This is a genomic window from Deltaproteobacteria bacterium HGW-Deltaproteobacteria-6 (assembly GCA_002840435.1).
Lineage (GTDB): Bacteria > Desulfobacterota > Syntrophia > Syntrophales > Smithellaceae > UBA8904.
In genome coordinates, this window is record PHAT01000003.1 from 1 (window position 1) to 24,356 (window position 24,356).

Genomic DNA, 24,356 nt, shown 5'->3' on the forward strand with positions numbered 1-24,356 from the left:
CATCCTGTCCATTCACATCTTCATGAGGCGTCTTCGGCCCATGGATCATGTAATGGAGGAATGCGCCGCCCAAAACACCGCCTGCGGCAAGCAGACTCAAGGGTTTTAAGAGGTCTTTCCAGACAATCACGGACAGAGGTACTTTCGGATTCACCGGCAGCTCATCGTAAACATCCGGTTTGAATTGCAGAACGTAAATCACGTGCGTGCCGACCACAAACTTGTCGCCGTAAACATTGGCATCACCGCCCAACTGTTTCACCCGGGCATAAGCTTTTTTGATCATCGCGTCCTTGTCGCCGATGGTCAGAGCGCCGGTCGGGCAGGATTTCACACAGGCAGGAGCATGGCTTTCCTTGATGCGGTTATAACAAAGATCGCATTTGTAAACCTTGTCGGTCTTTTCATCATACTTGGGAATATGGAACGGACAGGCCGCCACGCATTCCTTGCAGCCGATGCATTTCTCATGACGAATCCCGACAGTTTTCATCTCGGTGTAATAAAGAGAGCCGCTGGGGCATACTTTTACGCAGGCTGCGTCGGTGCAGTGCATACAGCCGTCCTTGCGGAAGATCCACGTGAAATTTTTATTTTTATCCTCATATTCCTGGAAGCGAATCAACGTCCAGGTATTCCACTGCAAATCAGGAGGATTCTGATAGGTGCCCAACTGTTTCGTTCTGAAGCCGGGCAGTTCATTCCACTGCTTGCAGGCCACCTGGCAACCCCGGCAGGCGGTGCACAGGGTGGTATCAATCAATTTTACGAGTTCAGGTTGTTTATTCATAGTCGCTTCCCTCCTACAACTTTTCCACGTTGACCATGAACGCCTTGTACTCGGGGCAGAAGGTGTTCGCATCGCCAACGGTTGGGGTTAACATATTCGTGCTGTCGCTTCCGCTGTCCTTGGGAAACAGCCAGCCATAATTGAAGGGCATACCGACCTGATGAACCGTCTTTCCTTCGACGGTAAAAGGTTTAAAGCGCTTCGTCACCATGGCAACACAGGGAGCTTCGCCACGTATCGAGGAAACCTTGATGCGCTCGCCGTTTTTAATGCCTTTTTCCCTGGCGAGTTGATCGCCGATTTCCACGTAGAGTTCCGGCTGCATTTCCAGGAGCCACGCCTGCCAGCGGGTCAAAGCGCCGGTGCACCAATGTTCCGTGCAGGAATAGGTTGTGCAGACATACGGGAATATTTCACTGGCATTAGCCGCTTTATCCATATCGCTTTTGAAGATTTCAGCAGCCGGATTCATCAGCTGTCCGGACAATGGATTCTTGCTGAGCGGCCCTTCCAGCGGTTCGTAATGCTCGGGGAAGGGACCTTCAGCCATGCCGGGTCCAAACAAAGCACCGACGCCGTCTTGCTTCATGATGAAAGGATATTTCCCTTTCTCCTTATCCGCCTGCGGCGGCCAGGGTCCATCCGGCACATCGCCCACCCATTTATCGCCCTTCCACTCCAGGATATTGCGTTTGGGATTGTAGGGCTTGCCGTTCACATCGCAGGAAGCGCGGTTGTACATAATGCGGCGGTTGACCGGCCAGGCATAAGACCAGTTGGGGAAGAGGCCAAGGCCCGTCGGATCTTCCTTGCCCCGAGACGCCATTCTGTTCAGACCGTCTGCGGTGTAGCTTCCGGAGATACACCAGTTGCCGCAGGCCGTCTTGCCGTCGGCTTGAAGATTGCCAAATCCCGGCACCAGTTGCCCCTTCTTGAATTCCGTCTTTGTCTTCTTGGCCTTGTCTTCGATAACGGTGTCTTCCAGGAAAACGCCGTTGATCCGTTTGGCCACTTTCATCACGTCCATGTGCCCTTTATTGTCCAAATAATCCCATTTAAGATTGACAATCGCTTCGGCGTTAGGACCGCCCTCCTTTTCATACAGTTTTTTGACGGCCGCCATAATCTTAATCTCAATTTCGCCGACGGGGAGAGCGTCGCCGGGAGCCTCAGCGGCCTTGTATTTCCACTGTACCCAGCGGCCGGAGTTACTCTGCGAACCTTCTTTTTCCATGCTCGCGGCGGCGGGCAGAAGGAAACATTCCGTCTTGTTCTTGGTTGGATCAACGCCGGGGCCTCTCCAGAATTCGTAGGTCTCATTGTTGAAAATGTTTTCACCGACCAGCCAGTCCAGATTTTGGAGCGCATTGCGGACTTTATTGGAATTCGGAGTGCTGACGGCCGGATCCGCGCCAATGGCAAAGAATCCCTTGATCTTATCCGCATACATCCTGTCGAACAAATGCATCGTGGAATAGTGCTTCCCGTCTTCCATCTTGGGGAGCCATTGATAACCGAATTCATTTTCCTTCGTTGCCTTGTCCTCCCAGTAGGATTTCAGGAAGCTGACAAAAAACTTCGGATAATTCTGATAGTAGTTTGCCGATTGCGGGTCCTTGGACTCCGGCGTGCATTTGTGTAGATACGCCTTCAGCGTATTGAGAGAAGCAGAGGGCGTTTTCAGATAACCGGGCAGAACATTGTACAGAATCGCATGGTCGGTGGAACCCTGAACGTTGGGTTCGCCGCGCAGCGCATTGATGCCGCCGCCCGCGATCCCCATGTTACCCAAGAGAAGCTGGATGATGGACATGGTGCGGATGTTCTGGCTGCCGGTCGTATGGTGAGTCCAGCCCAGAGCGTAGCATTCCGTTCCCGCCTTGTCCGGAACACCGGTGGAACTGTATATTTCATAAACCTTGAGAAGATTTTCTTTCGACACACCCGTGATGCTCGATACCTTATCCAGTGTGTAGCGGGAATAATGCTTCCGCATCATTTGAAAGACTGAACGGGAATTAGTCAGCGTCATATCCCGTTTGGGAATTCCTTTGCCGTCTTTTTCCAGCACCCAGGTTGCCTTATCGTACTTTCTTTTTTTTGCGTCATAACCGGAGAAAAGACCATCTTTAAAATAATAGTCATCCCCCACAATAAAGGAGGCATTGGTGTAATTCAGCAAATAATCTTTGAAGTATTTATTATTCTCGATAATGTAGTGTATCATGCCTCCCAGGAAAGCGATGTCCGTTCCGGAACGAAGCGGCACATGAAAATCGCAGCGTGCGGATGTTCTGGTATAACGGGGATCAACGTGAATGATCGTTGCGCCTTTTTCTTTTGCTCTCAAAATCCATTTAAAGGCAATGGGATGATGCTCCGCAGCATTGCTGCCCATAATGAGGATGACATCTGCATTTTTTAAATCGCAATAGTGGTTCGTCATAGAACCACGTCCAAACGACTCTCCCAGAGCCGCTACAGATGGGCTGTGTCAGACCCGGGCCTGATGATCTATATAGACCATACCCAGGGCACGGCATTTCGCAGTGACCAGCCAGCATTCCTCATTATCAATATTGGAACTGCCATAGTGACCGATTGACTCACAGCGATTAACCAGTTCACCCTTGTCATTTCGCTTAACAAAACCCTTGTCACGTGTGTCCTTAACCAAGCGGGCAATCCGGGAAAGCGCAAAATCCCAGTCTTTTTCCTCCCATTCTGTTCCATAAGGCTTTCGGTAAAGCACCTTGGTCAGACGATGCTTGTTGGCTTCGGTCAGATCGAAGAAACCGGCACCCTTGGCACAAAGCGATCCCTCATTAATGGGATGATCGGCATCGCCTTCGATGTTGAAAATTTTACCTGTAGCCTTATCCACGCTACAGACCAGACCACAACCAACGGAACAGTAACAACAAATGGTGGTTACCTGCTTGGCAATTTTAATACGATCCATTTTGCTAAGCTCGTCCGCGTATGCCCTGGTTGGATTCAGGTTGAGCCCTAAACTGGACAGGGCAACCCCGCTGTAAGCGGCGCCGGTCATGGTTAAAAAACCTCTCCTCGTAATTTGCATAAAAAGCCTCCCGATAACTATGTCAATTTTGGTCTATGTCAGACTTGGCATAATTTGACCGAAAGTCATAAAAAAGTCAATATGTTATAATAAGCATAGAACAAATACTCTGAAGTTCAATCATCCAGCTGTTATTAGATGAAATTGTCCTCATGCAAAAACTATCCAAAGGAATTTTATTGACATTTTGTCACAATCTTCCCTATAAGTAAAAATAGGCAAGCAGATAGGGGGTTCCTGATGGAAATCAAGTACAAGGTCTGGATTGAAAAAAACGGAAAAGTGGTCTTCGGCAAGGGACGAGACGATATCCTAAAAGCCGTCGATGAGCAGCGCAGCCTCAACGCCGCAGCAAAAAAACTGGAGATGTCCTACCGGGCCGCCTGGGGAAGATTAAAAGCCTCGGAAGAACGAATGGGTATGAAACTCGTGGACATTGGCGTGCACGATAAATCCATGCAGCTTACAGCGCAGGCAAGAGCAATCATCGATCGCTTTGAAAAACTTGAAAAAGACGTGGAAAAACTTCTACATACCGCAGATCAAGACTTTCAGAAATTAACCCACCAGAACGGGAAATAACTTCCCGTTAAAAAACTTAAGCCTTTATCATTCCTTTTATAAAAAGATTGAGACTGTCTCTGACAGTCGTATGGATTCTTTCAGCACGTTTTTCGGGCGCTCCCGTGTAAATATAAAGAGAGATAATGCCGTTGAGCGATCCCCAGATAGCGTTCTGTACTTGGCGTATATCAATATTTGGAACAAACTCGCCTGAATGAACACCCTTCTGAAGAATTTCAGAAACCGTACGGATATTTTCATTAGTGGTGTGAATCAACTGCGTATTTTGCTCCTCAGTCAGATTCATATTTTCCGAATGCAACATGAATGTCATAAGAATTCTGAACAATTCATTGTTATCAAGAAAAAAATTCACGTAATCACGCGCAAACATCAAAAGGAGTTCCGAAGCGGTTCCTTCCTGTTTGGCAAAATTTTCTACTTCTCGATGACGCTCGATATTAGCCGAGATCAATATCTGGGTATATATTTCTTCCTTGCTGTCGAAATATAAATATATAGAGCCTTTGCTGACTTCCGCTTTGGCGGCAATGAGATCAACGGTCACGGATTTAAAACCACGTTCAAAAAACAGCTTACGAGCTGCTTTCAGAATCGAGTTCTTCCGATTTTCCTTCTCTTTCTTTCTTCTTTCTTCTGAGCTCAAAATAAATTCTCCTCTTAAGTCAAGATGAAGACATGTTATATTTGAATTCTATAAAATAATGGAATCATTTATAATCTATCGTAGCCATACGCACTTATGACTTACGGTCACAAATGCGTATCGCAATTGGCTGCCTCTGTCAAGGGAAAATACAGATTTTTTGAATCCAAGATGGTCGAGTATAAATTAAACCGGCGAAAAAATATAGAAATATTTCAGGACCGGCGTTCGGCTAAACCGACTCCGTCCTTAAATTGTGAAACAGCTATTGCAATTTCTCAAGCTGGCGAATAATGCTTTCTAACGGAGGACGTTCGTTAATATCGTGAACATCAATATAGCGAATTATTCCTTTTTTATCGATGATGATAATTGCCCGTTCCGCCGTACCGTCGGAACGCAAAATGCCATACCGTGAAGCAACGGCACCGTGCGGCCAGAAATCGGACAGGACATCAAACCACAGCCTGCCCATCTGATTGGTCCAGGAATATAATGTTGGAATATTGTCCACAGTAATCCCCAGCAGCACGGCATTATTTTCTTCAAACAATTCCTGAACAATATTATAGCCGGGCCACTGGTCGGAACAAACCGGCGTCCAGGCGGCAGGCACAAAGGAAAGCACAACATTCTTTTTGCCGATATAATCTTTGAGAGAAACTTCTCTTCCGCTGACTGCTTTGAGCGTGAAATCCGGCGCGAGCTGTCCTACTTTCACCTTTAAAATACTATCCACCGGTTTGAGCTTACCGACCTGATAGATATTGCCCTTATAGGCATCGGACAGAGCAAAAGCATTTGATGCAAAAGAAACAACAAGAAATATCGTGACAAGAAATCGCTTGTTCATAGCCGCCCCCTATTTGACGTTCCCCAGTTTGATGACTTCAGCCAGAAACGCTTCGATATTTTCATGCGCGCCCAGTCTGGAATAAACTACTTCCGGTTTTTTTGAACCATTTAACTTCACAGCGATAAAATAAGGTGTGCGGACTTCGCCGACGATTTTATGAATCGAAAAATCCGCATCAGGAACCAGCGGAAACTCCACCTTATACTTCTTTTTAAAAGTATTCACTTCAAACTGGGAATTTCCGGCGCCAATACCGATAATTTTTATTTTACCCTTGAGTTTGGGATTATTTTCCATTAGGTCATAGAACCGGTTAACATTGGGTGCATCCTTCTGGCAGTAAGGACAATACATGCTGAAAATCTGGATAATCAGCACCTGCGCCTTAACCTGATTCGGCGAAAATGTTCCGGACCCGGAAAGGCCCAGATATTTGAGTTCCGCAGAATCGGAAGGTTTCAAAAGCTTCATATCGGGCAGCGTACTACCCACCTGCGGGGGCACATTGGAAGCGGCCAGCACGGCCACGCATGTTATAAGAAGCGTGATGGTTATAATGAAAGCTAATCTCTTTTTCATGGCTTATACCTCCTCATTTAATTGCGGGATATTAAGTGATGCACTGCTTTTTCCAGTCCGTCGAGAGACAATTCAAACATGGGAAAGATACCGGCAATCTGCTTGACTGTCCACGTGTAAAACCAGTGATCCTGGGATTGCGGATTGAGCCAGACAGCATGACGAAAGTTCTTGGACAAAAACTTCAGATATTCCACCGACGAGCGTGATTCATTCTGACCGACATAAATCGCCCCCCGGGGATCAGACAGTTCATAAGGCGCCATGGAAGCATCACCAACAATTATCAACCGCGTTTCAGGATCGGAGCGGGCAAATTCGTCCACCCGCACCGGTTTCTTGTAACGTTGCGCATCGAGCCAGACATTGGAATAAATCGTATTGTGGAAAAAATAAATTTCAAGTTCTTTGAACTGAAACTGCGCGTAATGAAAGAGCACCTGGACAATATCCACATAGGGATCCATCGACCAGCCGCCATTATCGATGAGCAGTTTGACTTTCAGGCGGTCGGCCAATCTGCGGTCGAAAATGATTTCTATTTCACCGGCGTTGCGCATGGTCTGATAAATCGTCTTGTCAATATTCACAATGTCCTTGGGTCCCGCCGGCTGAAGATGCTTGAGGCGTTTGAGTGCTTCTCCGATTTGTGAGGCGTTGATGGGACCGGATTGCGAATAGTCGCGGTAACGGCGCTCCATGGCGACTTTGATGGCTGACTTGTTGCGTGATTCACCACCCACGCGCATACCGCCCGGATGTGTGCCGGAATGACCGGTAGGCGATGTGCCGTGTGTGCCGATCCATTTATTGCCGCCGTGATGGGCTTCGGTCTGCTCCTTGAGACGCTTCAGGAAATGGGCAACCAGTTCGTCAGGCGTCATCTTTTTGATCTGTTCTTCGGAAAGCCCCAGCGCGTCGGCCATTCCCTCCGGATCTTTGAGCCATTCAGACAGCATCGCCTTAACCATATCGGAAAGTTCCGCATCCGTCGGCTCCACGTCGGCCATCCCGTGAAACGCCACGGCAAACGCCTGATCGTAAATGTCGAAATAGCGTTCGCTTTTCACCAGCAGAGAACGCGTGACACTGTAAAAATCATCAAGCGACGAAATAAGCCCCATGCCCAGCGCTTTTTGAAGCCTCAGAAAAGACGTGGGCGTCACGGGAATACCCTTGTCGCGCAACGTATAGAAAAAATTAGCAAACATGCGTTTTACCTTACTGATGGGATGCCAGGTAAAGATCCGTGCTCTTTTTGAACAACACACCTAAAAAAGGAACGCTGTTCGATTTCAAACTTTTAATCTGAAAATCCGGATCGGCCTGCAGGGCGCGCATCCAGTTGATCAGCTCGCGTGTGGCGGGCTTCTTCTCGACACCACGCACTTCCCGCAGACGATAAAACGCATCCATGCAGGCGGCGGTCAAATCCTTGTTCAGATCGGGAAAATGCACGCTGATGATCTTGCGCATCATATCGCGGTCCGGAAAAGCAATATGATGGAAATTGCAGCGCCCCAGAAACGGATCGGACAGATCTTTCTTTGCATTGGAGGTAATAATGATCACGGGCCGGTTTTTCGCCTTGACGGTACGGTCGACTTCCATGATGTCAAACTGCATCTGATCAAGAATATCGAGCATGTCATCCTGAAAATCAGTGTCGGCCTTATCGATTTCGTCAATGAGCAAGACCACTTTTTTTTCAGCCGCAAACGCCTGACCGATTTTGCCCATTTTGATATACTCTTCGATATTGCTCACGTCGCGCCCGGAATCGGAAAAACGGCTGTCATTAAGCCTTGTTAGCGTATCGTACTGATAAAGGGCATCGATCAGTTTCATGCTGGATTTAACATTCAAAATAATCAGCGGCATGCGCAACGATTCGGCTATCGCATGGGCAAGCATGGTTTTCCCGGTGCCGGGCTCGCCTTTGAGCAACAGGGGCATCTCCAATGCCATAGAAATATTAACAATTTTAGCCAGTTCATCATCCAGAACATAACGGGATGCCCCGGCAAATTTTGCGGAACGGTTTTCAGAGGTTGTCATTACTTTCTCCTTTAATACTTTTTAACCCGGCAGGCATTATTTGATTAAAGCCGCGGAGCATTTCATCAATACTTCATAAGAGCCATAACATGATTTGATGGAAAAATTAACATCGAATATCGGGTTAAACAGCACGGATTAAGAGGTGGCCTCTTGCAGGCTTCCGAATTCCCGGTCAATGCGGCGGTTCGGTCGATTTATAAACAGCTGACCGGACAACGGATCGCCAGGATAAAATAAGCCACCATGGCCTGTACCCGGGATAGCGAATACTTTGCCGATGGCAGCGCAAAATGGCGCCGCACCCCGTATTTTCCAGTCAAGATTTCCTTGACATACAAAACCCCGTTTCCTATACTGCTTCCTGAAAAAGCGCATTATTATCAAATCAAAACGCTTTGTCCAACCTGTAATAAAAGGAGACCGTTATGAAAAGATTATTAAGAACTATTTTTGTTATCGTCTTACTTCCCGTGATGGTGTCAATGATTGTAGCTTGCGCAGGCAAGGATCGTTTTATCGTCCATCACGGCAACGGAACAGTTCTGGATACAAAGACAAACCTGATGTGGGCGGGAAAAGACAACGGCAGCGACGTCAGCTGGACTGCCGCGAAATCCTATTGCGAGAATTACAGCGCCGGCAACTATAATGACTGGCGGATGCCGACAAACGATGAGTTGGCAAGTTTGTATGATGCACAACAAACCCAGAATGCGCCCTGCGCCGGCAATTTCAGTATTCACCTCGCCACGGAGTTGATTAAAATAACCTGTATCGAAACGTGGTCATCTGAAGCGCGCGATTCCCAGGCTGCCAACTTCAATTTCGTTCAAGGCAATCAGCGCTGGTATCCACAGATTCAAACCTATGGCACACGGGCGCTTCCGGTGCGTTCCAACAAATAGGCCTGACGGATATTTAATTTACAGCTTTGGCAACGCCCCGTCGCATTGCTCACGGAAATGTAACGGGGTGTTGCTTCTATTTCCATCAACCGCCTTGGCAAGCCTTAGGGGCATGAGATGAATGTCTTGATATTGCTCCAAAATGCGGTAAATTAATGCTCGTCCCGCGTGAGCGGGATTAAAAATAACGCTTGACTATTGTATACAATTACTCTAGGGTCCGTTCAACTTCGCGGGTCATACTGAAAAAAGCGAGGGAATAAGTTGAATGGTGTCATGATAAAGCGCAAGGTCGGCCGCCTTTGGTACTTTTAATTGGCGGCCTTTTTGTTTCTGCCACAGTGATAATTCGACTTAGGAAATTTTGAGAAAGGAGGATTAGTACTATGTCAGAAGGTAAAGTAAAGTGGTTCAACGAACGCAAAGGCTTCGGCTTCATCGAGCAAGAGGGCGGCGGAGATATTTTCGTGCACTTCAGCGCCATTCAGTCCAGCGGCTTCAAGACGCTGAATGAGGGCCAGCCGGTCAGTTTCGACGTGGTTCAGGGCAAAAAAGGCCTGGAAGCGGAAAACGTCAGAGCACTTTAGTCGTTGATTTAAAACCAGAGAAAAGCACGCCGTGTGTCATAACGCCGGCGTGCTTTTCTAATTTAATACCCTCACCCTCCCAACCCTTAATATTTCTTGACAAAAACAGAACATTCGAGTTAATCCAGACCAATTTTTTGGCTCGCCGTCTCGTGGCGGGTTCCCTATAAAAGACTATATTACAGCTAACGGATACGGCCGCGACGACCTGGCCACCTGATGACCTGAAGGTCACACAAGGTGGCCCGGGGCCGCAAACCGTCCTGTGATTCAATTAAAATAACAGCGTGCATCACGACTCGGAACAAGAGGGGGAGTAAATTGTATTTCTCGGATGAAACACAAAAGACATCAAGGCAACTGACCGAAAAATGGCAGGGCGATGTTCAAAAATCATTAAAAACCAATCCCGATCAGAAGGAGCGCTTTGCGACCGTTTCCGATCTGGACATCAAAAGACTTTATACGCCGGAAGATTTAAAGGACATGGATTTTGCCCGCGATATCAGTGTTCCGGGCGAATTCCCCTATTTGCGCGGCAACCAGGTTACCGGTTACCGCGGACGGCACTGGACTTTCCGCATGTTTGCCGGCATGGGCAGCGCTCAGGATACCAACGCCCGCTGGCACATGCTTTTGCGTGAAGGCCAGACGGGTTTGAGTACCGCCTTCGATTTCCCCACCCTCATGGGCTATGACAGCGACTCACCCCGATCTCTGGGTGAAGTGGGCAAGTGCGGGGTGGCCATCGACACGCTGGAGGATTTTCTGGCATTGATTGACGGCATTCCGCTTTCTCAGGTAACTACCTCCATGACCATCAACCCGCCAGCCACCGTGCTCTGGGCCATGTATTGCGCGGCAGCCGAAATCAAAGGGGTGCCGCTTACCAGAATCGGCGGGACGATTCAAAACGATATGCTCAAGGAATTTATTGCACAAAAGACGTTCATGTGCCCGCCGGAACCCTCCATCAAGCTCATCTCGGACACCGTGGAGTTCGGCGCCAGATACGTTCCGCGCTGGAACACGATCAGCATCAGCGGCTATCACATCCGGGAAGCGGGCGCAACCGCTGTTCAGGAACTGGCTTTCACCCTGCGCGACGGCATCGAGTACGTTGAAGATGTCATCCGCCGCAAGAAAATGAATGTGGATGACTTCGCACCGCGTCTGTCTTTCTTTTTCAATTCGCACATCGACTTTTTTGAGGAAATCTGCAAGCTCCGCGCCGCGCGCCGCATCTGGGCCAAAGTGATGCGCGACCGTTTCGGTGCAAAAAACCCCCGTTCGCTGTGGATGCGCTTCCACACCCAAACCGCCGGGTGCTCATTGACCGCGCAGCAGCCCTATAACAATATCATCCGCACAACCGTCGAAGCGCTGGCCGCCGTCATGGGCGGAACCCAGTCGCTGCATACCAACTCTCTGGATGAAGTATTCTGCCTGCCGTCCGAACAAGCGGTGGAAATCGCGTTGCGCACCCAGCAGATTCTGGCCGAAGAAACGGGCGTGGCCAATACCATTGATCCGCTGGCCGGTTCCTACTTTGTGGAATCCCTCACCAATGAAATCGAGGAAAAGGCCTGGGAATATATCGAAAAGATCGACGCCATGGGCGGTATGATTGCCGCTGTTGAAAAAGGCTTCCCGCAGATGGAAATCGCGGACGCCGCCTATCAATTCCAGCGACAGGTTGAAACCAAAGAAAAGATCATGGTTGGCGTCAACAAGTATGTTACCGAAGCGCAGCATGCGGTGCCCTTGGTGGAGATCGATGAAAAAATGGGCGAGGAGCAGATCAAACGGGTTCAGGATGTCCGCCGCAAACGGGACAACCGCGCCGTGAAACAATCGCTTGACGACATCCGTACCGCCTGCAAAACGGGAGCAAACGTGATGCCGTATTGCATTTCGGCAGTCAAGAATCTGGCCACCCAGCAGGAAATCTGCGATGTTTACCGTGAAGTTTACGGGGAGTATCGGGACCCGGGATTGTATTAAGAGATAGATTTATATCGAGGAGATTAATGATATGTCGTCAAGAAAAATTCGAGTGATGGTGGCCAAACCGGGACTGGATGGTCACGACCGCGGCGCGCGCATCCTGGCCCGCGCATTTCGCGACGCCGGTTTTGAAGTCATCTATACCGGATGCCATCAAACCCCGGAACAGGTCGCCTTCGCGGCCATTCAGGAGGACGTCGATCTCGTAGGCCTGAGTTGTCTCTCGGGTGCGCATCGCATTTTGTTTCCAAAAGTGGTGGAACTGCTGCGCGAAAAGAACGCCTCCGACATTACGGTCATCGGCGGCGGCATTATTCCTGAGCAGGACTTTCAGATGTTGTATGACGCGGGCATCCAGGCCATTTTCACTCCCGGCGCATCGCTGGACTCCATTGTGGACTGGATTCGCACGCATGTCCAGAGCAGAGACTGACTGAAACCCCGATAAAAAACGAATGATGGAAACCACAAAAAAAATATGCGCGGGCGACGTCCGCTCCGCCTCCCGCCTGATCCGTGATCTGGAAGATAAGCTGCCGCAGGCACGGCCGCGGCTGAAGCAGCTTTTTGTCCACACGGGCAAATCGCTGATCATCGGCATCACCGGGGCACCGGGCGCCGGCAAAAGCACCCTGACTGACGCGCTCATCGGCGAATTCCGCAAGCAAAAAAGGACGGTGGGTGTTCTGGCGGTTGACCCGACCAGCCCTTTTTCCGGCGGCGCCATCCTGGGCGACCGCGTCCGCATGCTCAGACACGCGGAAGATGAAGGCGTGTTCATCCGATCGCTCGCCACACGCGGTGCTCTGGGCGGTCTCTCACAGGCCGCAGGCGACGCTATCCATGTGATGGAAGCCATGGGTAAGGATATCGTGATAGTCGAAACGGTCGGCATCGGCCAGCAGGAACTCGATATTATCCACCATGCCCACAGCGTCATCGTCGTACTGGTGCCCGGTATGGGCGATGAAATTCAGACCATGAAAGCCGGCATCATGGAAATTGCGGATGTCTTCGCCATCAACAAAGCCGACCGTCCCGGCGCAAAACAGCTGCAAACGGAGCTTACCTCGCTGCTCAACGCCTCACCGCTGCCGCCTTCTGCATGGCGGCCGCCGATTGTGAGCATCGGCAATCTGTATGAACCCGTGGGCTTTGCCGAAAAAACGGCGGAACTCGCGCAGAAGATATCGGACCATCACGCCCATCTGCTGATCAGCGGACAACTTTCCGAACGAATGGAACGCAAGGCGCTTATGGAAATCACCGATGCGCTTAAAGCCTGCATACTGGAACCGGTGCTGAATCAGCTGATCGCCGGCGGCGAATTGAAAAATATTGCTGAAAGAATTAAAAACCGGGAAGCCGATCCTTATACCGAGGCGGAAGCCATCGCCCGCCGCTTCCTCAAGTCAGGAGACATGCCATGACACCGCTCGTGAAGCAAAAAGCGAAAAAAACTAAACCGGCCCATCCCAAGAAGACAATATCCGCACCCGCTCCGGCCGCCCGTGGTCTGGTCATCGTCATTACCGGCAACGGCAAGGGAAAAACCACTTCAGCTTTCGGGCAGGCCCTGCGCGCCGTGGGCCAGGGCTATAAAGTCTTCATCCTGCAATTTATGAAAGGACGGGACTACGGCGAGTTTGTGGCGGCTGAAAAATATCTGCCGCGGCTGACCATTCTCCGCACGGGCCTGGACAGCTTCGTCATGCGCGACAAACCCGCCCCGGTGGATATTGAACTCGCCCGGCAGGGCTTTGAACTGGCCAGAAAGGCAATTGCTTCGGGCAAATACAATATGGTTATCCTTGATGAAATTAACGTCGCGGTCGATTTTAAACTCATCCCTCTGGCAGATGTAGTTAATTTGATTAAAGACAAACCGCCGGCGCTTGACCTGATTCTCACCGGCCGTTACGCGGCCAAAGAAATCATGAAGCTCGCCGACACGGTCAGTGAAGTTAAAGAAATCAAACATCACTATGCCGCGGGCATCAAAGACCGCGCGGGCATCGAGTATTAGTTTTCAGGAGAACGATTATGTTTGCATGGTTGACCAGCCCTGAAGCCTGGGTTGCTCTGGGAACCCTGACGGCCCTGGAGATTGTTCTGGGGATCGACAACATCATTTTTATTTCAATTCTGGTAGGGCGTCTGCCTTCCGAAAAAAGAAACCTTGCCCGTAACATAGGACTCATGCTGGCAATGGGCACCCGTCTGGCACTCTTATTTTCCATCGTCTGGATATCCAATCTGATCCAGCCCTGGTTTACAATCTTTGGCCAGGCTATCTCCGGACGGGATATCATTTTAATTGGAGGAGGATTATTCCTGCTGGCCAAAGCGACTCATGAAATTCATAACAGTTTGGAAGGCATTGAAGAAAATAAGCCGGCATTAAAAACGACAAAGATGGCGGCGGTTCTTGCGCAGATTGCCGTTCTTGATATCGTTTTTTCACTGGATTCGGTCATCACGGCGGTCGGGCTGGCCCAGCATATATCGATTATGGCCATCGCGATTATTCTGGCCGTCGCCGTCATGCTGTTTGCCGCCAAACCGATTGCCAACTTTGTGGATGGCCACCCGACCATCAAAATTCTGGCCTTGTCTTTTCTGATCCTGGTGGGCGTCACGCTGATTGTTGAGGGTTTCGACGTGCATGTACCGAAAGGCTACATCTATTTTGCGATGGCGTTTTCCGTAGCGGTGGAAATGCTTAATCTGCGTTTGCGTAAAAAACAGATCAAGCCCATCCAGTTGAGAAAAGAAATTACGGAATAACACGACAGGAAAAAACGGCCGTCGCGTGGACGGCCGCAGAAAATAAAAGGGAATCAGCACTCGTACTGATCCAGAAAATTATGCAGCGCCGTCTTCAGCCAGGCAAAAGACTCTTCACTGGTAACGATAAATAAATAACCGCTGATGTTTTTTTCATTAAATTCAAAGACGGTTCTTAATACAATGGCCAGATCGTCCTCGGCAAAGAGGCTATTCGATATAATGCCGCGCTGACTTCTCTCCACCACCACCCGGGGCGGGGAATAGGTGATGACATCACCCAGCAATTCGGCAATTTTCCCGATGCAGGCGCCGATCAAAATGTTGCCGACTTCGCGAAACGTTTCTTTTTCCAGTTCATTGATCGGGTCCGATTCAAAGTATTCATCCGAACCGTCGAGCAGAGACAGAATCTTTTTGCCGCTGTCCGCCGGAAATACCAGAAAGGCACTACCCTTGAACTTTCCCCAGAAATTCTGTTCGACCAGTGAAACCTTATCATAATCTTTGATCTCGGCACTGATATAGGGCGGAAGATCCGACGAGCGCAAAAGCTTGATATAAGGCACACTGAGAATAACAAATATGTCGATGTATTCGGCAAGATCAGACGCCGCACGGCCGAAGGCGATATTCATGATTTCCTGCAGAATGTCCGTTTCTTCCTCAGTGATCAATGATTCCTGTATACTTGAATCCATAAATTAGTCCCGTTCCTTCAGCACACTCTCAACTTCTAAAATTACAGCGGTGATATTTTCCCTGGTCGGTGGTTTTTTGACAACGGAATAAGCACCGAGGTCGTGCGCTTTGGCGATGGCTTTAACCTGAACATCGGCAGTGGCCACCACCACCATCGCCCGGGGATCCAGCCTGATGATTTCCTGCAGGGCATCAAAACCATTCATGACCGGCATGGTGAGATCCATGAAAGTCATATCCGGTTTGATTTGCTTGAACAGTTCCACACCGATCTGACCATTGGCGGCGTCGAACAGTTCATAGCCCCGGTCCTTGGGAATGCAGCTTTTGATGATTTTAATGGAAACAGGTGAGTCATCAACGATCAATATCTTTTTTATCATGAATCGTCCCTATACGCAGAGATAGACTATTTTATTTCCGGCACATGCATCTCTCTTGAATCGAAAGACAGGATTATTTTAATAACCGATACTTTCAGTGGACAACTTCAATCTGGTTGCGTCCCCTGTTTTTTGCCGTATACAAGCCATCGTCAGCTTTTTTCAGCAGCATATCGGGCGTTGTTGCATCCGGCCCCATGGCGGATACGCCCAGGCTAATTGTAACGCGAATCCCCTGTCCCTGATATTCAAAAAGATGATCGGCGACGGTTTTCCGGAACCTTTCAGCAAGGATCATGGCCGCTGAAACCGGGGTTTCCGGTAAAAGGCAGCAGAATTCCTCGCCGCCGTAGCGCGCCAGGATGTCCCCGCTGCGTGTGGTCTCGCTGATCAATGTGGTAATTGCTTTAAGAACATAATCGCCGCACTGGTGGCCGTATGTGTCATTGACATTTTTGAAATGATCAACGTCCAGCATGATCAGGCTTAAAGGGTGACCGTATCTGGCGTGCCGCTCCATTTCTTCCTTGATGTGCGTTTCAAAACTGCGGCGGTTGTTCACGCCGGTCAAAGAGTCGATCCTGTTGAGCGCCAGCAGCTTTTGTTCAAAATTAACCGCTTCCGTCATATCGTGCACGGCAATGAACAGATATTCAATGTCTCCATTCTCATTACGCAACGGCCCCATGGTGCAACTTTGCTGCATATGTTTGAAATCGGAATCAAACGAACTGATCGGCTTAAACGGAAACAGATAATGATGAAGTCTTTGAGAAAAGAAACAGAAATTACCAAAAGTGAAAACCGTCTTACAGTTATTTAAAAACCGGGGTCGTTTCAAGTTGGGAAAAACATCATAAATAAAGGATCCAATGACGTCTTCGGCCGCCGCTGTGCTGTGCAGCTGCATCCAGCGGTTCCAGTGTCTCACGCGCAGGTCACGATCCAGGATCACCAGACCGATATCCACCATGTCAAACACTTGCGAGAATACTATTGATTTGATGTTTTGTATCCCTGTGTCTGCCGAATCCGGTATCATAAGATTAAGGAGTATCCCTTCAGCGTCATTCAGATCGTTTTTGGGTACTTACATGAATTGATGATGCTTTTCAAGTCAATTTAAGCCTGTGCCGGATATCAGATCGCCCTGTTTATTTCGCCTGCATCCGCAAGGCGCCATCGATCCGGAGACAGCAGCCATTCAGCATGGTATTTTCGATGATATGTAAAACCAGTTTCGCATATTCCGCGGGTTTACCCAATCGCTGAGGAAAGGGCACGTCTTTGGCCAGACTTTTTTTTACCTCGTCGGGATAACTATCCATCAGGGGTGTTGCAAAGAGTCCGGGGGCGATCGTTGCAACCCGGATACCATAATCGGCGCATTCACGGGCTATCGGCAAGGTCATGGCAACAATGCCGCCTTTGGACGCACAATAAGCCGCCTGCCCGATTTGTCCCTCAAAAGCCGCAATGGACGCCGTATTAACAATCACGCCTTTTTCCCCTTCATCATTGACTGTATTGCCGTTCATCTCCTCCACAGCCAGCCTGATAACATTGAGCGTTCCCCCGAGATTAATCTGGACAACTTTATAAAAGGATTCCATCGACAGCGGCCCTTTCCTGCCCAGAATTTTCCCCGGATTAGGGATGCCTGCACAATTGACGGCCACATTCATTTTTCCAAAAGTATCCGTAGCTGTTTTAATGGCCTTTCGAATGTCCTCTTCGCTGGTCACATCCCCATGCACGAAGGCAACATTATCTCCCGCGGCATCCGCAACGCTTTGGCCTTTCGCATCATCAACATCCACAATGACCACTCTGGCTCCTCTGGCAACCAATTCCAGCATGGTGGCCTCTCCCAGACCGGACGAACCTCCGGTGACTAATGCGACAACGTCCTTATGATTCATATCCCCTCCCTTGAACTGCTGATTATAGGAAAGCTTAATAATAAAAGACTATTAGCATAAGACAAGCAGCATGACAACAAAATATGCCAAAACTTTTTCCATCAGAACATCAATAAATCAGACAATATAAGCATACGCGATATAATCTCCGTCATGACTGATACTGATTTCAATGCCGGATGGAACGCCCGCAATATAAAGGCGCGGCGGCATAAGCCCGCCGTCTTTGGTCTCGCGGATGATTCGCATATCCTCTTCCGGCAGTTGCAAAGCGGCGGCAAGTGAACGGACCAGCCTTACCCGGGCGAACAATGATGGATCCGCGCCGCCAGAGGTTTCCTGATCGGGCATCCGATCAACATGAGCAATGATATTATCCATCACGCAAAAAGCATCGACCGCTATGCAATGAAGGTATGAGAAAAATGGAAACAGACGAACGTAAACAGCGTCAAAACCGGGAACAAATACCGCTCCGTCCCGGTAATCTTCTTTTAACGTTTGAAGGCCAACGGGAGAATTGACAGACGCCTGAAAGCAAACAGACCAGCGGCGCGGCACAAAGGCCGCGCCGCTGGTCTGTTTCTGAATCACTTTATAAGCCGCTTCCTTGCATGCCCAGAAAGACCAGAGCGCCGCATCCGGATCACCGGAACTTCGGACCTGCTCAATTTCAGTATCGGTGAGTATTTTCCTCAGAAAGCGCGAATCCGTGCTTTTTTGTCCGTTCGGCTGACTGGTCAAATCCACGATATCGTTCCCGATGTGCGGCAAAATAAGTCTCCTCCATTTGCGCGAGCTTCTGAATAATCTGCGACGCATACTCCCGTTGCGCGCGAAGCCCTTCCTGAACCACCGGCGTGGGTTGAAACACTTCCATCTGCGCGTAAAACTTATCACCCCAAGCGGGGATCAGGCTGTATTTGTGCTGCTTGTCGCCGCGCAGATAGATGCACATGATTTTGCAGTCCTCCACATCCTGAATAAACCGGCCGACACCGTAGGAAAAATTTTCTTTATCGACACGGCCGGTGCGTGATCTTCCCCCTTCGGGAAAGATCATAATCGTGTGCCTGTTGCGTAAGAGATAAATGCATTGATCGAGAACCCGTTTCATCTTTTCGCGGGAACCGCCGCGATCAACGGGAACGCATTTGGACAGGTAGCATAAGACGGCCAGAAAGATATTGCTTTGAAAATTGCTTCTTTCCGGCAGATTCCAGGCCAGCCGCTTGTAATGAATAATGTGTCCGGCCAGACTGAACGAGACATAGCTCAGGATAAAAGAGTCAACCATGGTTAAATGATTGGCGCACATAATCCAGGGCCCCTTGTGTGCGGCAAACGCCGCCGCGCACTGACGGCGGAGTTCCCGCAGGTTCCTGATCCGGTAATGCATCGCATGCGCAAGGATAAAGTAAAAAGGCGCCACAAAGATAATAGTCAAACGCCCTAAAAAATTTTGCAAATGCAGCATAAATCTGGATCGCGTATCCATAGTTGTTTACCCGAGTTTCTGTTTTACAATGCTGACTGCATCGCCGATGGTGCGGATCTTATCCGCCTCATCATCATCAACGCTGATGCCGAAAACGTCTTCACATTTGATAATCACATCGACCAGACGCGCGGAATTGACTTTCAAATCGTTCAATATGTGAGTATCGAGCGTTGCTTTCTCTAAGAGCGTAACGTCCTTAGTGTATGTCTTTAAAATATTAACCATCTCTTCAAAAATCTTCTTGTCATCCATTTTCTTAACTCCTTTAATATTATTATTATTATTTTTCTTCCCACTTTTTAAATATGATACAACTATTCACATCTCCGAAGCCGAAACCGGCCTTGGCCAGATATTTCAATTCAGGAAATTCCAGACATTTCTGCGGAATTTTTGCCGCAAACGGCGCGATATCCGGGTGCACGTCTTCGCTGTTGATCGAGGGATGTATAAAACCCCGGTAAATCTGAAGCACGGCCGCCACGCTTTCAATAGCCCCGGCAGCGCCGAGGCAATGGCCGATCAAGGACTTGGTCGAATTAATATACGGAAAGGTATCGGGCGTTCGTTCCAGTGCTTCCGCCCAGTTCCTGACTTCAATGGGATCAGCATAGGTTGCCGTCAAATGACCGTTAATAGCATCCACCTGATGCGGATCAATCCCCGCGTCGGCCACGGCCATGCGGATGCATCTTTTCACGCCTTCAGGATTGGGAGCGGTCATGGAACCGCCCATTCGCTGCCCGCCGCTGTTCACAGCGCCGCCGATGACTTCGGCATAAATTCTCGCTTTCCTGGCCAGCGCGGTTTCCAGGTCCTCCAGAACCAGCATGGCGCCGCCGGAACCGGGAACAAAACCGCAGGCCGTGGCGGATAACGGACGGGACCCTGCGGTCGGGTTGTCGTTATACTTCCGGCAAATGACACGCATGGCATCAAAGCCGCCCCAGATATAGGGCGTGGCGCCTTCCGAACCGCCCGCGATCATCCGTTTGGCCAAGCCCGTTCTTATTCTCCAGAGAGCGTCGATAATGGCTTCGTTACCCGTGCTGCAGGCCGACGAATTGGATGTCACCTGATTCCCCGCGCCGATCAAACCACCGATGCGGGCGCTGGTGCCGCTGTTCATCACCTGCTCCACAACACGGCTGCCCAGTCGTCTGACCCTGCCTTCATTAACCATGGGCACGACGGTTTGCGCAATCGTGTCCATCCCGCCGATACCGGACCCCGCAATAACACCTGTGTCCCAATCCACGGTTTCATCATTGTTGTCCGGCATGCTGAAACCCGCGTCCTTCCAGGCATCCACAGCCGATACGGACGCATAACCGATATTGTCATTGATCGACAGCAGTTTTTCGTGATCAAAATAGCTCTTACGGATCGCATCAAAATTTTCCGGGACACCGGCGATCTGACAACCAAACTTCAATTCTTCCAGCAACGGCTGAAAACGGATACCCGACCGGCCTTCGCGCAACGCCTGTTCAAAATTATCCAGGCCATGAGCGTTAGGGGCCGCAACGCCCATTCCTGTCACGACAACTCTTGTTTTCATGTTTCCACTCCCATTCCGGCTAATTTTCCCGTGCAAACCACTTCGCCATTTTCTCTTTCCATACTGACATCCACTTTTAATGCCCCTTTACGCATGTATATTTTTTTTCCTTTCACAATCACTCTTTCACCGGGCAACACGATGCCCTTGAACTCAACATCATCGGCCAGTGAAAAAAGGCTCAGCGGACCTTTCATTTCACTGGGCCGCACATTTCTCTGGCAGGCCAGCAGGTACATGCCGTAAGCCACCACGCCGATCTGTGCCATCGACTCCACCAGAATCACGCCCGGCGTGATCGGCCTGCCGGGAAAATGCCCCGGATAGAAAAACTCGTCTTCGCGAAAACGGTAGGCTCCGACAATTTCCTCTTCATTCAGTTGAAGGATCTCATCAATGAAACGGAACGGCTTTTGCTGCGGCACCAGCGCAAGCACTTCCTGCTTGATGCTGTCATCAGCCTCCATAAAGGCCCCCGTTGACGTGAATCACCGAGCCATTGATGTAGCTTCCTTTTCGGGCCAGGAAGGCAACCACTTCTGCGATTTCCTCAGGTTTTCCGATGCGCCCAAGCGGTATGCCCGCCATGATTTTTTCTTTCACTTCCACCGGCAGTTCGAAGGTCATGTCCGTTTCGATAAAACCCGGTGCAACAGAGTTGACCAGGATATTGCGTCCGGCCATTTCCTGGGCCAATGATCTGGTAAAGGCGTCAAGCGCCGCTTTTTCCATCGTGTAGGGAATCTGTCCCGCATTGCCCGTATGGCCGACCACACTGGAGATATTGATGACACGGCCGGCTGAACTCCGGATCATGAATTGCCGCAGAATCCTTTTGGTCAGATACCAGACACCTCGCGTCAGCGCCCGCTGTTCGTCAAACTGCTCCACCTTCATCGATAAGATATCAGCGTTGATGGACTGCCCGGCATTGTTGACCAGAACATCCACGCGCCCAGCCGCTTCTTTTATTTTCCCGATCATCGCGTCAATCTGTTCGATACTCGACAAATCCGCCTGGATCAAAAAGCCGTCTTTGATTTCAGCAAACAGCGCCTGCGCTTTTTGTTCGCTGCTACGGTAATGAATGCCGACATGGAATCCGTCTGCGGCCAAAGCACGACAGCATGCGGCGCCGATTCCGGTGGCGCCCCCCGTTACCAATGCAACTGGTTTATCCATGATTGTTATCCTCTACTTTCAACATCAAATGAGCCCAGGACAGCCCGGCTCCGACGATGGACATCGCAATGCGGTCGCCCGGCTGAACATCCTCCCAGTGCGCGGAAAGCACAGACGGCGCGCCGCAGCAACCGGTATTGCCGAATTGATCAACGCCATACCAGTGATCCGCAGGCAAAATACCTGCGCGCTCGCAAACCGTCGTGAGCATGATAAGATTGGCCTGATGGCCGATAAATATAAACCGCTTCGCCTCATCGGCATAAACGTTCTTCAGATGTCTCACACCTTCGGTTGTCTTGCGGATGGCAAACCCCTGAACGGCATTGCCGTCCTGATGAAAACGCCATTTCCAGTCTATACCGACTTTTTCACAGGCCGATGGACGCGACCCGTAACTACAATCGCAGAATACGGTGCGTGACGGAACCTGTGCGGATACAATCGCGGCGGCGCTGCCGTCGCCAAACAAAACCGCGACTGCCCGATCGGAATAATCCACCGACTTGGTCAGGGTTTCCGAATCAACCACCAGCACATACGGCGGCAGAGTTTCCGGCTGCATTTTGGACAGAAAATTCATCTGCATCCCGAAAGAACTGCACGCCGAATTCATATCCAGGCAGGGCACTTCAATGCCCAATTCTGCGGCGACGGCGGAGGACTCCGCAGGCGCGATGTTGTCCGGCGAGGAACTGCCGGCGATCACCATGCCGATATCTTCAGGTTTAAGCGATGCACGTTCGAGCGCTTTCCTGGCGGCCTGCGCGGCCATCTGAGCATTTTTATAACACCCCGCTTCAAAGGCGGCCCGGAAATCGGCATTTTTAGTCTCTTTAATGTAATCCAGAGGCAGGACCGTGCGGCGATTGACGATGCCGACGCGTTCGAGAATCCAGTCGTTCGACGTGCCGATGTCCAAATCTTCCAGAAACTTGTTGGAGATGATGTTCTCCGGATTAAAATGCCCCATGGCATGTAGGTACAGCATAACCTAAACGATCTCCCGCCCGATGATCATGTTCTGTACTTCGCGGACGCCTTCATAAATATCAACGATGTGAGCGTCGCGCGCCAGTTTTGATATTTCGTATTCCGCGGTGAAACCGTAACCGCCATGCAGGTGCAGGCCTTCCGTTGAGCAAAACACGGCCGCTTCCGCGCAGGTGTTTTTCGCCAGCGACGCATAGAGACCGGCGTCGTCTGCTTTTTCCTGAATTTTGCAGCAGGCTTTCATCAGGGACAACTCCGCCAGTTCAACTTTCTTCCACATGGTGGTGAGCATGTCCCGGGCCACCGGCAAATCGCAGATGCGCTGGCCGAATTGTTTACGTTCGCGGGTATAGGCCAGCGTCACATCCAGCGTTCTTTTGGCCAATCCCAGTCCAATGGCCGCAACCATCGGACGCGCGAAATCAAGCACATCCACGATATATTTAAACCCAAAGCGGCGATCTCCAATGATCTGATCAGGCTGGATGATGACATCCTCAAAAGTAACACTGGCCGTGTTGGACAGCCTTTGCCCCAGCTTATCTTCCGGTTTGCCGATGATGATTTTCCCCCCGGTGGGCAGATCAATCTCCCTGACAGCGCTTCCGACATCAGGCAGTTCGGCGGAGGTCACGTGGGGAACGGGGATGACGACACACGCCATAAAGTTGCTGGTGGGTTTGCCGACTTTGCACAATACGGTAAATTGAGATGCATAAGATGCGTTGGTGATAAAACACTTGGAGCCATTTAAGACGTAAGTACCGTCATCGCGCTTCGCGATGAAGCTGGTCATCATGGAGTTATCGGAACCGGCACCCGGTTCAGTCAAACAAAATGAAGCCAGCAGCGGCTTTTCAACAAAAGGACGCAAAAATCTTTCCTTCTGCTCATCCGTTCCGTGCTGGCTGATCACAACATTGGCCAGATCGTTGCACATGGCGGATGTAGAAATGCCCGTATCGCCGTAGGATATTTCCTTGATAATCAGCGCCGAGGAAAACACATCGACATCAAATCCCTTGACTGATTCCGGAATGCACAAATTGATCACGCCCATTTTCCAGGCTGTTTCAATAATCTGCCAGGGAAACTTGTGCGCCTTTTCCAATTCCAGAATGTGGGGTGTAATCGAATTTTTTACCAGCTTGCGCACGGTATCCAGATAGAGCAATTGATTTTCACTGAAACTTAAATCCATAATCTGCCTTTCGTCTCTGTAATTTG

Annotated in this window: 27 protein-coding genes; 8 read left to right on the forward strand and 19 right to left on the reverse strand. The window is 49.9% G+C overall.

Annotated features, from left to right (window positions below):
• Nucleotides 1–790, reverse strand: a 790-nt coding sequence (locus CVU71_06865) for a formate dehydrogenase subunit beta (GenBank protein PKN19228.1), incomplete at its 3' end; no start/stop codon positions are given.
• 13 nt (nucleotides 791–803) lie between these two features.
• Nucleotides 804–3,872: a formate dehydrogenase-N subunit alpha gene (gene fdnG, locus CVU71_06870; GenBank protein PKN19229.1), complete on the reverse strand. Its 3,069-nt coding sequence runs from the start codon at nucleotides 3,870–3,872 to the stop codon at nucleotides 804–806.
• A 240-nt stretch (nucleotides 3,873–4,112) separates the two neighbouring features.
• Here fdnG and CVU71_06875 point away from each other — a divergent pair, with 240 nt between their 5' ends.
• Nucleotides 4,113–4,454 (forward strand): molybdenum-binding protein, encoded by a 342-nt coding sequence (locus tag CVU71_06875; GenBank protein PKN19230.1) that lies wholly within the window; start codon nucleotides 4,113–4,115, stop codon nucleotides 4,452–4,454.
• A gap of 16 nt (nucleotides 4,455–4,470) precedes the next feature.
• Here the strand turns inward: CVU71_06875 and CVU71_06880 are convergent, their stop codons facing one another.
• The 5 genes from CVU71_06880 to CVU71_06900 all read right to left on the reverse strand — a co-directional run bounded on the left by CVU71_06880 (nucleotide 4,471) and on the right by CVU71_06900 (nucleotide 8,596).
• Entirely contained in the window at nucleotides 4,471–5,103 is a 633-nt protein-coding gene (locus CVU71_06880) for a hypothetical protein (GenBank protein ID PKN19231.1), read from the reverse strand.
• A gap of 265 nt (nucleotides 5,104–5,368) precedes the next feature.
• Nucleotides 5,369–5,956: a peroxiredoxin gene (locus tag CVU71_06885; protein PKN19232.1), complete on the reverse strand. Its 588-nt coding sequence runs from the start codon at nucleotides 5,954–5,956 to the stop codon at nucleotides 5,369–5,371.
• A 9-nt stretch (nucleotides 5,957–5,965) separates the two neighbouring features.
• Nucleotides 5,966–6,538 carry a redoxin gene (locus tag CVU71_06890; protein PKN19233.1) on the reverse strand — a complete coding sequence of 191 codons (573 nt, stop codon included), beginning with the start codon at nucleotides 6,536–6,538 and terminating at the stop codon, nucleotides 5,966–5,968.
• A 17-nt stretch (nucleotides 6,539–6,555) separates the two neighbouring features.
• The gene (locus tag CVU71_06895; GenBank protein ID PKN19234.1) at nucleotides 6,556–7,749 is read right to left on the reverse strand and encodes a hypothetical protein; all 1,194 of its coding nucleotides are present in this window, start codon (nucleotides 7,747–7,749) and stop codon (nucleotides 6,556–6,558) included.
• 10 nt (nucleotides 7,750–7,759) lie between these two features.
• Nucleotides 7,760–8,596, reverse strand: a complete 837-nt coding sequence (locus CVU71_06900) for a MoxR family ATPase (protein ID PKN19235.1) — start codon at nucleotides 8,594–8,596, stop codon at nucleotides 7,760–7,762.
• Nucleotides 8,597–9,024: 428 nt separating this feature from the next.
• Between CVU71_06900 and CVU71_06905 the strand changes: the two genes are divergently transcribed.
• From CVU71_06905 to CVU71_06935, 7 genes are all read left to right on the forward strand, one after another.
• Nucleotides 9,025–9,504 carry a hypothetical protein gene (locus tag CVU71_06905; GenBank protein ID PKN19236.1) on the forward strand — a complete coding sequence of 160 codons (480 nt, stop codon included), beginning with the start codon at nucleotides 9,025–9,027 and terminating at the stop codon, nucleotides 9,502–9,504.
• Between the two features lie 386 nt (nucleotides 9,505–9,890).
• On the forward strand, nucleotides 9,891–10,091 hold the full coding sequence (locus tag CVU71_06910) for a cold-shock protein (GenBank protein ID PKN19237.1): 201 nt from the start codon (nucleotides 9,891–9,893) through the stop codon (nucleotides 10,089–10,091).
• A gap of 321 nt (nucleotides 10,092–10,412) precedes the next feature.
• Nucleotides 10,413–12,095 carry a methylmalonyl-CoA mutase gene (locus tag CVU71_06915; protein ID PKN19238.1) on the forward strand — a complete coding sequence of 561 codons (1,683 nt, stop codon included), beginning with the start codon at nucleotides 10,413–10,415 and terminating at the stop codon, nucleotides 12,093–12,095.
• A gap of 31 nt (nucleotides 12,096–12,126) precedes the next feature.
• Nucleotides 12,127–12,531 carry a methylmalonyl-CoA mutase gene (locus CVU71_06920; GenBank protein ID PKN19239.1) on the forward strand — a complete coding sequence of 135 codons (405 nt, stop codon included), beginning with the start codon at nucleotides 12,127–12,129 and terminating at the stop codon, nucleotides 12,529–12,531.
• 25 nt (nucleotides 12,532–12,556) lie between these two features.
• Complete coding sequence (locus tag CVU71_06925; GenBank protein ID PKN19521.1) at nucleotides 12,557–13,528, forward strand: methylmalonyl Co-A mutase-associated GTPase MeaB; 972 nt, start codon at nucleotides 12,557–12,559, stop codon at nucleotides 13,526–13,528.
• Nucleotides 13,525–14,124 (forward strand): cob(I)yrinic acid a,c-diamide adenosyltransferase, encoded by a 600-nt coding sequence (locus CVU71_06930; protein PKN19240.1) that lies wholly within the window; start codon nucleotides 13,525–13,527, stop codon nucleotides 14,122–14,124. The genes CVU71_06925 and CVU71_06930 overlap by 4 nt, the downstream gene beginning before the upstream one ends.
• 17 nt (nucleotides 14,125–14,141) lie before the next feature.
• Complete coding sequence (locus tag CVU71_06935; GenBank protein ID PKN19241.1) at nucleotides 14,142–14,885, forward strand: hypothetical protein; 744 nt, start codon at nucleotides 14,142–14,144, stop codon at nucleotides 14,883–14,885.
• Between the two features lie 53 nt (nucleotides 14,886–14,938).
• Here CVU71_06935 and CVU71_06940 read toward each other — a convergent pair whose 3' ends face one another.
• The 12 genes from CVU71_06940 to CVU71_06995 all read right to left on the reverse strand — a co-directional run bounded on the left by CVU71_06940 (nucleotide 14,939) and on the right by CVU71_06995 (nucleotide 24,330).
• Nucleotides 14,939–15,586, reverse strand: coding sequence for a chemotaxis protein CheC (locus tag CVU71_06940; protein PKN19242.1), 648 nt, complete (start codon nucleotides 15,584–15,586; stop codon nucleotides 14,939–14,941).
• 3 nt (nucleotides 15,587–15,589) lie between these two features.
• The gene (locus CVU71_06945; protein PKN19243.1) at nucleotides 15,590–15,970 is read right to left on the reverse strand and encodes a response regulator; all 381 of its coding nucleotides are present in this window, start codon (nucleotides 15,968–15,970) and stop codon (nucleotides 15,590–15,592) included.
• A 94-nt stretch (nucleotides 15,971–16,064) separates the two neighbouring features.
• Entirely contained in the window at nucleotides 16,065–16,976 is a 912-nt protein-coding gene (locus CVU71_06950) for a sensor domain-containing diguanylate cyclase (protein ID PKN19522.1), read from the reverse strand.
• Between the two features lie 148 nt (nucleotides 16,977–17,124).
• Nucleotides 17,125–17,892: a 3-hydroxyacyl-CoA dehydrogenase gene (locus CVU71_06955; GenBank protein ID PKN19244.1), complete on the reverse strand. Its 768-nt coding sequence runs from the start codon at nucleotides 17,890–17,892 to the stop codon at nucleotides 17,125–17,127.
• A gap of 117 nt (nucleotides 17,893–18,009) precedes the next feature.
• Nucleotides 18,010–18,714, reverse strand: a complete 705-nt coding sequence (locus CVU71_06960; GenBank protein ID PKN19245.1) for a hypothetical protein — start codon at nucleotides 18,712–18,714, stop codon at nucleotides 18,010–18,012.
• Entirely contained in the window at nucleotides 18,566–19,390 is an 825-nt protein-coding gene (locus CVU71_06965; protein PKN19246.1) for a hypothetical protein, read from the reverse strand. The genes CVU71_06960 and CVU71_06965 overlap by 149 nt, the downstream gene beginning before the upstream one ends.
• Nucleotides 19,391–19,396: 6 nt before the next feature.
• Nucleotides 19,397–19,645 carry an acyl carrier protein gene (locus CVU71_06970; GenBank protein PKN19247.1) on the reverse strand — a complete coding sequence of 83 codons (249 nt, stop codon included), beginning with the start codon at nucleotides 19,643–19,645 and terminating at the stop codon, nucleotides 19,397–19,399.
• A gap of 28 nt (nucleotides 19,646–19,673) precedes the next feature.
• Nucleotides 19,674–20,954, reverse strand: coding sequence for a beta-ketoacyl-ACP synthase (locus CVU71_06975; GenBank protein PKN19248.1), 1,281 nt, complete (start codon nucleotides 20,952–20,954; stop codon nucleotides 19,674–19,676).
• A complete protein-coding gene (locus CVU71_06980) occupies nucleotides 20,951–21,421 on the reverse strand; it encodes a beta-hydroxyacyl-ACP dehydratase (GenBank protein PKN19249.1) in 471 nt (156 codons plus the stop codon). The genes CVU71_06975 and CVU71_06980 overlap by 4 nt, the downstream gene beginning before the upstream one ends.
• Nucleotides 21,411–22,139: a beta-ketoacyl-ACP reductase gene (locus CVU71_06985; protein ID PKN19250.1), complete on the reverse strand. Its 729-nt coding sequence runs from the start codon at nucleotides 22,137–22,139 to the stop codon at nucleotides 21,411–21,413. Before CVU71_06985 ends, CVU71_06980 begins: the two co-directional genes overlap by 11 nt.
• Complete coding sequence (locus tag CVU71_06990; GenBank protein PKN19523.1) at nucleotides 22,129–23,124, reverse strand: ketoacyl-ACP synthase III; 996 nt, start codon at nucleotides 23,122–23,124, stop codon at nucleotides 22,129–22,131. The genes CVU71_06985 and CVU71_06990 overlap by 11 nt, the downstream gene beginning before the upstream one ends.
• A 6-nt stretch (nucleotides 23,125–23,130) precedes the next feature.
• Complete coding sequence (locus tag CVU71_06995) at nucleotides 23,131–24,330, reverse strand: hypothetical protein (GenBank protein ID PKN19251.1); 1,200 nt, start codon at nucleotides 24,328–24,330, stop codon at nucleotides 23,131–23,133.
• Nucleotides 24,331–24,356: the final 26 nt, after the last annotated feature.

What these genes read in the sequence shown, in the direction of transcription:
- CVU71_06935 (PKN19241.1), top strand. Translation starts at nt 14,142, where the DNA reads ATGTTTGCATGGTTGACCAGCCCTGAAGCCTGGGTTGCTCTGGGAACC.
- CVU71_06895 (PKN19234.1), bottom strand. Translation starts at nt 7,749, where the DNA reads ATGTTTGCTAATTTTTTCTATACGTTGCGCGACAAGGGTATTCCCGTG.
- CVU71_06920 (PKN19239.1), top strand. Translation starts at nt 12,127, where the DNA reads ATGTCGTCAAGAAAAATTCGAGTGATGGTGGCCAAACCGGGACTGGAT.
- CVU71_06900 (PKN19235.1), bottom strand. Translation starts at nt 8,596, where the DNA reads ATGACAACCTCTGAAAACCGTTCCGCAAAATTTGCCGGGGCATCCCGT.
- CVU71_06885 (PKN19232.1), bottom strand. Translation starts at nt 5,956, where the DNA reads ATGAACAAGCGATTTCTTGTCACGATATTTCTTGTTGTTTCTTTTGCA.
- CVU71_06945 (PKN19243.1), bottom strand. Translation starts at nt 15,970, where the DNA reads ATGATAAAAAAGATATTGATCGTTGATGACTCACCTGTTTCCATTAAA.
- CVU71_06980 (PKN19249.1), bottom strand. Translation starts at nt 21,421, where the DNA reads ATGGAGGCTGATGACAGCATCAAGCAGGAAGTGCTTGCGCTGGTGCCG.
- CVU71_06975 (PKN19248.1), bottom strand. Translation starts at nt 20,954, where the DNA reads ATGAAAACAAGAGTTGTCGTGACAGGAATGGGCGTTGCGGCCCCTAAC.
- CVU71_06995 (PKN19251.1), bottom strand. Translation starts at nt 24,330, where the DNA reads ATGGATTTAAGTTTCAGTGAAAATCAATTGCTCTATCTGGATACCGTG.
- CVU71_06905 (PKN19236.1), top strand. Translation starts at nt 9,025, where the DNA reads ATGAAAAGATTATTAAGAACTATTTTTGTTATCGTCTTACTTCCCGTG.
- CVU71_06925 (PKN19521.1), top strand. Translation starts at nt 12,557, where the DNA reads ATGGAAACCACAAAAAAAATATGCGCGGGCGACGTCCGCTCCGCCTCC.
- CVU71_06930 (PKN19240.1), top strand. Translation starts at nt 13,525, where the DNA reads ATGACACCGCTCGTGAAGCAAAAAGCGAAAAAAACTAAACCGGCCCAT.
- CVU71_06890 (PKN19233.1), bottom strand. Translation starts at nt 6,538, where the DNA reads ATGAAAAAGAGATTAGCTTTCATTATAACCATCACGCTTCTTATAACA.
- CVU71_06955 (PKN19244.1), bottom strand. Translation starts at nt 17,892, where the DNA reads ATGAATCATAAGGACGTTGTCGCATTAGTCACCGGAGGTTCGTCCGGT.
- CVU71_06910 (PKN19237.1), top strand. Translation starts at nt 9,891, where the DNA reads ATGTCAGAAGGTAAAGTAAAGTGGTTCAACGAACGCAAAGGCTTCGGC.
- CVU71_06940 (PKN19242.1), bottom strand. Translation starts at nt 15,586, where the DNA reads ATGGATTCAAGTATACAGGAATCATTGATCACTGAGGAAGAAACGGAC.
- CVU71_06875 (PKN19230.1), top strand. Translation starts at nt 4,113, where the DNA reads ATGGAAATCAAGTACAAGGTCTGGATTGAAAAAAACGGAAAAGTGGTC.
- CVU71_06965 (PKN19246.1), bottom strand. Translation starts at nt 19,390, where the DNA reads ATGGATACGCGATCCAGATTTATGCTGCATTTGCAAAATTTTTTAGGG.
- CVU71_06960 (PKN19245.1), bottom strand. Translation starts at nt 18,714, where the DNA reads ATGCGTCGCAGATTATTCAGAAGCTCGCGCAAATGGAGGAGACTTATT.
- CVU71_06970 (PKN19247.1), bottom strand. Translation starts at nt 19,645, where the DNA reads ATGGATGACAAGAAGATTTTTGAAGAGATGGTTAATATTTTAAAGACA.